The following is a 1945-nucleotide window of genomic DNA, read 5'->3' as shown; positions in this document are numbered from 1 at the left end:
GGCTAAGGGCAACCCGGCTTTCGTAGACGACATCGAGATGCGCGGGATGCTCTACGCCCGGTTGCTGATCAGCCCCCACGCCCACGCGCGGATCGTGGACATTGACGACAGCGCGGCGCGGGCGTTGCCCGGGGTGCGGGCAGTCGTCCATTACAAGAACGTCGAGCGGGTGAAATACGCCTCCGGCGGCCAGTCTTACCCCAACCCGCCGCCGCACGATCAGGTCAGCTTCGACAACAAGGTGCGCTACGTCGGCGACCGGGTGGCCGCGGTGGCCGCCGACACGCTGGAGATCGCCGAGGAGGCGCTGAAGCACATCCACGTGACCTATGAGGTGCTGCCAACCGTCTTCGACGAGAACGAAGCCATGCAGCCGGACGCGCCGGTCATCCACGACGAAGAAGACACGGTTGGCATCCACGACGCGGCGCGCAACGTCGTCCACCATATCCACGCCGAGTTGGGCGACGTGGCCCAGGGCTTCGCTGAGGCCGACCACGTCTTCGAGTACACCTATTACGTGCACCAGGTGCAGCAAGCGCCCATCGAGCCGCACATCGCCATCAGCTGGTGGGACGCGGACGAGCGGCTGGTCATCCGCACCTCCACGCAAGTGCCCTTCCACGTGCGGCGGATGGTCGCGCCGCTGTTGGGGCTGCCGGTCAGCCGCATTCGCGTTATCAAGCCGCGCATCGGCGGCGGCTTTGGCGTGAAGCAGGAGATGCTGATCGAGGATATCGTCGGCCACCTGACCATCGCCACCGGCCGGCCCGTCCGGCTGGAGTTGACCCGCGCCGAGGAGTTCCACAGCAGCCGCACGCGCCACCCCGAGACGATCACCTACAAGACGGGTGTGATGGCCGACGGCACGCTGCACAGCATGGAGATGAAGGTGCTCGGCAACACGGGGGCCTACGGCACGCACGGTCTGACCGTGCTGACTGTGTCCGGCCTGCGCGGTCTGAGCAGCTACAACTGCCCCAACCGGCGCTTCGACTGCCACGTCGTCTACACCAACCTGCCCGTGCCGGGGGCCTACCGAGGGTACGGCGGCCCGCAGGCGCTCTTCGCGCTGGAATGCCACATGGACGAGATCGCCCATGGGCTGGGCATGGATCCCATCGACCTGCGCCGCAAGAACTGGGTGCAGGCCGGCGACACACTGCCGATGGCCGTGCTGCTGGGCGAGGGCGAGAAACAGACCGTGATCGACGCGCCGCAGATCCAGTCGTGCGGGCTGGCGGAGTGCTTCACCCAGGGTATGGCCGCCATCGGTTGGGAGCGCAAGGACGACCCGGCCTGGCGCACCGTACCCGGCAAGCCCCACGTCCGGCGTGGGCTGGGCGCGGCGATGGGTATGCATGGCACGGCCATCCCCGGCCTGGATATGGGCGGGGCCAGCATCAAGATCAATGATGACGGCTCGTTTAACCTGATGGTCGGCGCGACCGATCTGGGAACCGGCTCCGACACCATCCTGGCCCAGATGGCGGCCGAGGTGCTGGGCATACCCCTATCGGACGTGATCATCTACTCCAGCGACACCGACATGACCCCCTTCGATACCGGCGCCTATGCCAGCTCGACGACCTACATCTCCGGCACGGCCGTGACCCGCGCCGCGGCGCAGGTGGCCGATCAGGTGCGCGAACGGGCGGCGCTGATGCTCGACCTGCCGGAGTGGCGGGACATCCGGCTGGAGAACCGGCAGGCCATCGCGCCAGACGGTCGCTCGGTCAGCATGGAGCGCATCGCCCTGCACTCGTTGCACCAGCACGACCAGCGGCAGATCATGGCGACGGCCTCCTACGTCAGCAGCGCCTCGCCGCCGCCCTTCGCCGGGCAGTTCGCCGAGGTGGAGGTGGATACGGAGACGGGCCAGGTGACGGTGACCAAGCTGGTCATGGCCGTGGACGCGGGCGTGCCCATTAACCCCCTGACGGCC

1 protein-coding gene is annotated in these 1945 nt (G+C 67.6%); it reads left to right on the top strand.

Going from position 1 to position 1945, the window contains the following annotated elements; all coding sequences use genetic code 11:
• A partial coding sequence (locus ACE3UY_RS21430) for a xanthine dehydrogenase family protein molybdopterin-binding subunit (protein WP_374689514.1) occupies positions 1-1945 on the top strand: 1945 nt, incomplete at both ends.

It is taken from the genome of Promineifilum sp. (SeqCode), assembly GCF_041918635.1.
GTDB lineage: Bacteria > Chloroflexota > Anaerolineae > Promineifilales > Promineifilaceae > Promineifilum.
Note: the sequence above shows the minus strand (reverse complement) of the source record. Positions and strands in the feature narration are given on the sequence as shown.